Source organism: Candidatus Bartonella washoeensis Sb944nv (genome assembly GCF_000278135.1).
Lineage (GTDB): Bacteria > Pseudomonadota > Alphaproteobacteria > Rhizobiales > Rhizobiaceae > Bartonella > Bartonella washoeensis.
Map to the genome: position 1 here is coordinate 1 of NZ_JH725028.1, position 5,952 is coordinate 5,952.

4 protein-coding genes and 2 pseudogenes are annotated in these 5,952 nt (G+C 41.8%); 2 read left to right on the forward strand and 4 right to left on the reverse strand.

What is annotated here, in order from left to right:
- Positions 1-140 precede the first annotated feature (140 nt).
- Complete coding sequence (locus tag MCQ_RS08450; protein ID WP_006924776.1) at positions 141-389, forward strand: hypothetical protein; 249 nt, start codon at positions 141-143, stop codon at positions 387-389.
- A gap of 2 nt (positions 390-391) precedes the next feature.
- Positions 392-1,432 carry a tyrosine-type recombinase/integrase gene (locus MCQ_RS08455; protein ID WP_006924777.1) on the forward strand — a complete coding sequence of 347 codons (1,041 nt, stop codon included), beginning with the start codon at positions 392-394 and terminating at the stop codon, positions 1,430-1,432.
- A 5-nt stretch (positions 1,433-1,437) separates the two neighbouring features.
- Here the strand turns inward: MCQ_RS08455 and MCQ_RS08460 are convergent, their stop codons facing one another.
- The 4 genes and pseudogenes from MCQ_RS08460 to MCQ_RS08475 form a co-directional block, all read right to left on the reverse strand.
- Positions 1,438-1,737 carry a HigA family addiction module antitoxin gene (locus tag MCQ_RS08460; RefSeq protein WP_006924778.1) on the reverse strand — a complete coding sequence of 100 codons (300 nt, stop codon included), beginning with the start codon at positions 1,735-1,737 and terminating at the stop codon, positions 1,438-1,440.
- A gap of 17 nt (positions 1,738-1,754) precedes the next feature.
- Positions 1,755-2,036, reverse strand: coding sequence for a type II toxin-antitoxin system RelE/ParE family toxin (locus tag MCQ_RS08465; protein WP_006924779.1), 282 nt, complete (start codon positions 2,034-2,036; stop codon positions 1,755-1,757).
- A 222-nt stretch (positions 2,037-2,258) separates the two neighbouring features.
- Positions 2,259-3,068 (reverse strand): annotated as a pseudogene (locus MCQ_RS08470) (Bgr_08870 family protein); the annotation flags it as partial.
- A 59-nt stretch (positions 3,069-3,127) separates the two neighbouring features.
- Positions 3,128-5,671: pseudogene (locus MCQ_RS08475) on the reverse strand (DUF4815 domain-containing protein); the annotation flags it as partial.
- Positions 5,672-5,952 lie beyond the last annotated feature (281 nt).

Genomic DNA, 5,952 nt, shown 5'->3' on the forward strand with positions numbered 1-5,952 from the left:
AACTCTCGACAAAAGCCGCTTAACCCTTATGGGGGTGCATTCACAGCCTCCTAGCACCCCCCACCCTTTTCTAAAAACCGTCAACACATGCGTGCTTCACGCCACAGGCAAATTGCACCCAAAATTTAAGGAGAAGAGATATGCCACACCGCCCACCGACCATCACGCAACCAACTATTGCACGGGCTTTAAGAGAAGCTAAAAAACAAGGGTGTGAATTAATAGAAATCAAACCTACAGGGGAATTATTAATTCATATCAATAAAATCACCCCACCCAAACCGACAGATAATACTTATAGCATTGACGATTTTCCACCGCTTGAAAATGAACAAGAAGAATATAGCAACAATAAATCTTGCCCCTCTGTTGGCGATATAAAGTTTTAGCCATGCCAAAGCGTCGTCCACCACATCTTGTTCGTGAACGCACACGCCATGGAAAAATCATATGGTATGTACGTATTAATCATGGACCACGATTTCGGATTGAAGGAACCTATGGAACGCAAGAGTTTGTTGACAATTATACGCTGGCTATTAAACAAGCGCAAAATGGCACCTCCAAGAAAATAAAACAAACCAGACTTATAGAAGGGTCTTTCAATTGGTTGCTGCATCAGTATTTACAAAGCATGCAATGGCATAATCAATCAGAATCGACTAAAAAAGTTAAGTATAGAATTTTAAATAATGTTTCTAAACATATTGGTGATCGTGCATATAAAAGCATAGAAAGACACCATATCCTTGACGCCGTAGACAGAAGGCGAGATACCCCCGCGGCAGCAAAGCATTTTTTAACGGCTTTAAACGGTCTTTTCAATTGGGCTGTTGATAATGCTCTTTTGAATAGAAATCCTGCTTTTAATATTAAAGCACCAAAATCTTTGAACAGTGAGGGATTACTGCCATGGCTAGAAGAGGACATAGACAAATATTATCACCGTTGGTCACATGGTACACATGAACGTGTTTGGATTGATGTTCTTCTTTACACAGGCTTGCGCCGTGGTGATGCTGTTCGCATTGGTTGGAAAGACGTCAAAGATAATATTATCCACCTCAAAACAGAAAAGAGCCAATTTAAAACAGATGTTTTTCTTCCGATTTTACCAGAACTAGAGGAAACCCTTAAAATTGGTCCCATAGGTAATGAAACATTCATTTGTGGTAAAGGTGGAAATAAGCTGGTTAAAGAAAGTTTTGGCAACCTATTTCGTGAAGCATGTAATGCGGCGGGTATTAAAAAATCAGCGCACGGATTGCGAAAATTAGCAGCAACACGTGCAGCTAATGCAGGCGCTACGGTTTCACAAATGAAAGCGCTTTTTGGCTGGACAGAAGATAAAATGGCTTCACTCTATACTAAAACGGCGGATAGAAAACGACTAGCAATAGAAGCAATAAAAAAGCTTCAAAAAAATTATTGATGAAATCAAAGCGGCGTTTGAACAGAATCAGAAACCAGAGGACAAATGGGTGGTTGTACCCGTTGCATTGTTTGCCATAAATTATAGTTTGTTTGCATATCTAACCAAAATTTCGCTTTACTAAAACCAGCTAATTCTAATTTAATTGCAAGCTCAGTGCTTATAGAAGCACGACCGTTAATAACTCTTGATAGAGAAGCCCTTGTCATATGGAGATGGTCAGCTAATTTCTGTATTGTTAGCCCCATTTCTTCCAAGAAAGCTACTTTTAGAACTTCACCTGGGTGGGCGGGGTTATGCATCATCCTTTTAATTCCTTTCATCAATGGTAATCTTGATAATCAACAAGCTCAACATCTGTTCCAATAAAGCGAAAGGTAACACGCCAATTGCCATTTACCCATATAGAATAATATCCAGTAAGTTCACCTTTAAGAGAGTGCATTTTAAAGGCAGGGGCATTTAACATTTCAGGGCATGTAGCACTTGTTAAAGCCGTTAAAATAACACGTAACTTTTTTGTGTGGGCTGGTTGAATAGCTTTTGTAGAACCAGTCGTATAAAATAGTTTCAACCCTTTATGTTTAAAGCTCACAATTGCCATTACCATTCCTATTCGTATACTATTACTATACGGAAAATGATAATAAGTGTCAAACAGAATACTGGAAATTCTGATTCCATATTTGAATAAATATGAATACATATAAGCGATAAAAAGCTTCAAAAAGGGTCGGGATAGACAGGAAAAAAGTTAAAAGAATCAATGGAATCAAAATTCCCGAACTTTTATATAACCTATTTATTACATAATAAATATAATGCTCCCACCCCTACCCCCACCACCCCATGCTTGGATTTCTACTTTGGTTTTATCGGTTACCCAGTCTGGCCATTCAATTTTTCCATCCTGCGTATAGAGCAATTCAGCATCGGCAAGAGCCGGCCAATTAATGATATTCTCAATCAAATCTTTTTTAATTTTTTCTCTTTCTACCAAGATAGCTGCATCCACTTGCGCCTTGGTATAAACAACATCACCATCAACTTTCAGTGGTCCTTTAAGCAAGCTACCACTCGCACTTAAGTTTGTGATCACTTCACCATTATGGGTGAGGCTAAACGAGGAATTACCAATGAGTTCCAAATCACCACTCATAGTGACTTTGCTGGTAAATTTGTTGTAATTCTGCCATTCATTTGAGCTGGCTAAGCGCCCATAGGCTGTCAGATCTTGATTAATCTTGGCTCGAAATTCGTCTAAACCGACAATATCTTCGGTTTTATGCTGGTGCGTTCCAAGCAAAGATATCGCACTGCCAAAGGTAAAATGATTGTTGCTTGCTTTGTAGAGAACATAATTGTTGGCGGCATCTTGTGCACCTTCGATATCACCCAAATCAGCAAAGGAGAAGGTTTTATCCGCTGCCATTTTACCTTTAAGGGCTGCTTCAAGGTCTGTAACATCACTTATAGTGTGCGTATGTTTTAAAGGCGCTTTTTGGTCTACCTTTTCCTCAACTTCCGTGATTGCCTGATCAATTTTGGTTAAGTTTTCCCGCAAAATGGGGAATTCAGAACTGATAAAACGCCCTTCTTTCGGCAATTCCATTTCAAGCTTTTTTGTTTTTTCCATGTCTGTTCTCCAAGTCTCTAAAGCAGCCTAAAACCTCGTCTTTTAAAGCGAGAAAGATGTCACAAGATGCCGGCACCAAAATCACGCAGCATTGACCGCGCTGCTGGTCCACCGGTGAGCGTGAGTTTTAAGCGCGCCTGTTTGGCTGTTTTGTCGTGACTTACAAATTTTCGCTCTGTCCAAAGCGGCTCGGATAACTGCTCTGTTTCCTCTAATGTGAGAGGGGTGAAAACACCATCATCCAGTTGCATCTCCAGTGAAAAGGTTGCTCCACCAGGCAAAAAGGTTTTGATATAGCTGGTCAACCTTGCCTTTTCGCCAAAGGCAAAAGCACGGGTGACATAAGTGGCTGTTTTATGAATTTTTCCTGCAATCAATTGCACTGGAGCGAACAAAACCGGTGAGAGTTTTTCTGTGCCTTTGAGAATGGCGCGGAGCTTAACTTTTTCACTGATATATTCAGTAAGGCTTAGCAATTGAAAGGGCAATAGTTGATAAATTGTGCCGTTGTTTCTCTCAATTTCAAAGATGACAGAACAATCACTGGAAGGCAATTCAATGGCTGCACGCACTTGCAAATCAGAGCAGTCAACAAGATCAATGGTTTTTTCTGTTTGTGTGTAGCGTGCTGCCAACACCCGAAAGGCTAAAGCCTCATCTTGATGGGCAGTCCATGTCTGCGCATTAACAGAAGAAAAGCGTGGACCGGTCACATAAGGGTGGCTCGAGACAACTCTCTGCTTTTCTGCATCAAAACTCCCAAGCTTTGCCAAGGAAACGGAGTGATTACTATCATCGGTTTTAATGACAAAAGCTGTTAAGCGATCATCGGGGACAAGGAGTGGCACATCATAGCGTGCCTCTGCCCACCCTAGCTTTGCGCCCTTCATGGAGTAAAAACTTTGCGCTTGAACATCAGCGGTCGGATAACCGTTTTCTGTGGTGACCAAATCAACTACGAGATCATGATCAGGATCACCGATTTTACAAAGATGAAAGTCAATCCCTGTTATTTGCCTTGTTTCATCAGGAGTGAAGACTTGCGCTTGTGGGTCCACTTGCGTCCATATCTTCACCGTTGTGGTACGCCGCATCACCTTCACATCAATCACGCCTTGCCCAGTAAAAAGCCCTGTTGCAATTGTTCCACCTTTTCCCCGCGCCATAACGTTTTTTGTGCCAGCAGTAATGTTTTCAGGAATCGTGAAAGTTCCTTCAAGGGTGCCTTGTCTATCGGCGACAAGGCGACTTTTTGGCAAGACACTCACACCATCAAAGGTAAGACTTGTCAAAATTTCCCCTTTACCAAAACCTTCAATTTTAAAGCCAAGTTCAATTTGTCTTAAAAAATCGATTTGTTCTAAGGTTTCACTGACCAAGTTATCACGCACTTCCGTCTTACGGATGCTACTACCACGATGCGTCCCCATGAACAGTTGATTGGTCACGCTTGAGAGCCAATCAGTGCGCTGGACATGCCAAAAGTCTGTTGCAGGTGTGAGTGTTACTGTACCGGGTAAAGTCGCAAAATTTTGATAAGGGTTGATTTTTTCGCAAGCCGTTGTCAATTCTTGCGCAATGATCACTTCATTTGTCCAGTCAAGGGTGACAGGCGCTTTTAAAGGGGCTGTATAGAATGTGGGATCAATAGCAAGCTGTAAAATACCGTTGCCAACAGCCCCTGTTTGTTGAAAGCCTTCATCTCGATAACTGTCATCAAGAAAAGGGTCAGCAAACATGCCTTTTTTGGCAACGGGCTCTTTAGAGTCGACATTGCTTTTAATGCGCTCTAACTGCATCAACCGGTCAAGCGAAAGCACCCGTTGAAAATAACGCCACATCTCATCATAGGGGGCAACGCGTGTGCCATCATTGACAACAAGCGGCGTTTCAAGCCAATTGTTGGTGATCGTTGCAAGCGATAACACATCATCAGGAACGCTCGGTGCCATGGGATCGTCTGCCGAAATCTCCTTGATATAAACCACATTGCCCGCTGTATTGAGACCTATACGGTCAATACGGGGCAATTTGTACGTGTAACTGACGATAATATCACCGCCCTCAGCACCCCCTGAGACAGTGATTTCCTGTGCTGTTACTTTATCGGCTGTCACTTGTGCACGATAACGGTAAGTGACTTTATAGGTGCTCCCACCAGCAGGTTCATCGCCCACAGGCGCCCAATCAATGGTGTCTCCTGTCTTTTTAAAATCAGTCCCTTCTTTAAATTCCTTATTGCCTTGAACAACTTTGATAAAAGAGGTGATGCTTTTATCAGGAACACCATCACGCCCTGCAGCAACCGCACCGCGGGTAACGTTAACGGTTTTTTCTTTTGTCAATAAAAGCGAGTGAATATCAGCAATGGGAGCATAGTAGCTTTTAAAGGTAAAGCTTGTTTTGCCTTTTGAGGGCGCAAAAATATGCGTTTCGCTAGGAACTATGCCTTTAGCAAAATCCTCGCGTTCTTCATGGCGCAAAGCGGCAAGGCGTTTGCGTTTAAAGCCATTGATATTGGCTTCTCCCTCTTGAATACTAAAGACTTGGCAACCGTTGTTTTGTCCCAATGCGCTCACACGGCAGCCACTCACGATATAATAATGCTCAATTGCTCCAATTGTTTTAAAAAATTGAAGGATGGTAGCACTTGGATTAGCCATCTACATGATGGTGATAATCTGGATCAGCAATCGGCAAAGGCTCTTCACGTAAATCAACTCAATGAAGGGAAACACTACGTATCAATAAGTGTTGGGCAAAATTTTTGTTAACGAGGGGTGATGTATCGAACCCAAAATAATCGCAATATTCACGAGGATTCTTCTTTATATTCTTCTCCGATAAATCTGTCTAAATTCTTATAAATGATCATAAATAAAAT